The organism is Curtobacterium sp. B8, assembly GCF_000333315.1.
GTDB classification, from domain to species: Bacteria; Actinomycetota; Actinomycetes; order Actinomycetales; family Microbacteriaceae; genus Curtobacterium; species Curtobacterium luteum.
Window position 1 is genome coordinate 1 of the sequence record NZ_BACW01000154.1, and the last position, 1132, is coordinate 1132.

General features: G+C 70.4%; 1 protein-coding gene. It reads right to left on the minus strand.

Translation table 11 applies throughout. The features are described from left to right. Positions 1-108: 108 nt before the first annotated feature. A complete protein-coding gene (locus tag I59_RS03820) occupies positions 109-870 on the minus strand; it encodes an SDR family oxidoreductase (protein WP_022902734.1) in 762 nt (253 codons plus the stop codon). Positions 871-1132: the final 262 nt, after the last annotated feature.

The following is a 1132-nucleotide window of genomic DNA, read 5'->3' on the forward strand; positions in this document are numbered from 1 at the left end:
CGCGGTCACCCAAGCGACGCTACGCCTTCGCGGAAGCCGGCGTCGGGTGTGGGCGGGGCGTCCGCGGGTGGGGCGGCGCCGGCGGGGGTGCGTGCGTGCGCCGGGGCGCTACGCGCCGAAGCCGCTGACGTCGCCGACGAGCTTGGTGTGGTCGGCCGGGATGGGCTCGACCGCAGCGATTGCGATCTCGGCGGCGAACTCGGACACGCTGTACAGCTTGCCGACCTCCTGCCGACGGCCCTCGATCGCACCGGGGTTGAGGCGGTTGAGGAGGGTCGCGGTGATGGTGCCCTCGATCATGTCGCCGGAGACGACGACGAACTCGATGCCTGCGGCCTCGAGCTGCGGGATCAGCTCGCGGAGCGCCAGCTCGCCGGCGCGCTTGCTCTTGGCGACGGGCACGTACTCGTCCATCGTCTCGGCGGTCTCGACGAAGTGGGCCTGGTGGCTCGTGACGAAGACGACCCGGGACCCGGCGGGCATGTGCGGCACGGCGGTCTGCAGCATGTCGACCTGCGCGTCGCGGTTCAGGCGGAGGGCGTAGTCCTCGCCGACACCGGACTCCATGCCGCCGGAAGCGTTCAGCACGAGGAGGTCGATGCCGCCCCAGGCCTCGACCACCTGGTCGACCATGGCCTGCACGGAGGCGTGGTCGGTGAGGTCCGCGCCGATCGCGAGCGCGGCGCCGCCGTCCGCGACGACCTGGTCGGCGATCTGCTCGGCGCGCTTGGCCTTGTTCCGGTAGTTGACGACGACCTTCGCACCGGCCCCGGCGAGGTACCCGACCGTGTCGGCGCCGATCCCGCGGGACGAACCCGTCACGAGGGCGCGCTTGTCGGCGAGGGATCCGGGGGCGAGGGGGTTGCTCACAGTCGTGCTCCTGGTGGGGTCGGAGGTCTCATTGCCGCAACGAGCCTACCGTCCGGCGCCCCCGTGTCGGTCGCAGTTGATATGTTGAACGGAGTTGGATCGGCCGTCGCGACGCAGCGAACGGCGTGCGCGACCGAGGGAGGGAGATCGCGTGTCCGGACCTGATTGGATCCAGACCACCGTGTGGATCGGCCTGGTGCTGATCCTGGGGGTGGTCGAGATCTTCACGCTCGACTTCATCTTCATCATGCTCGCAGCAGGC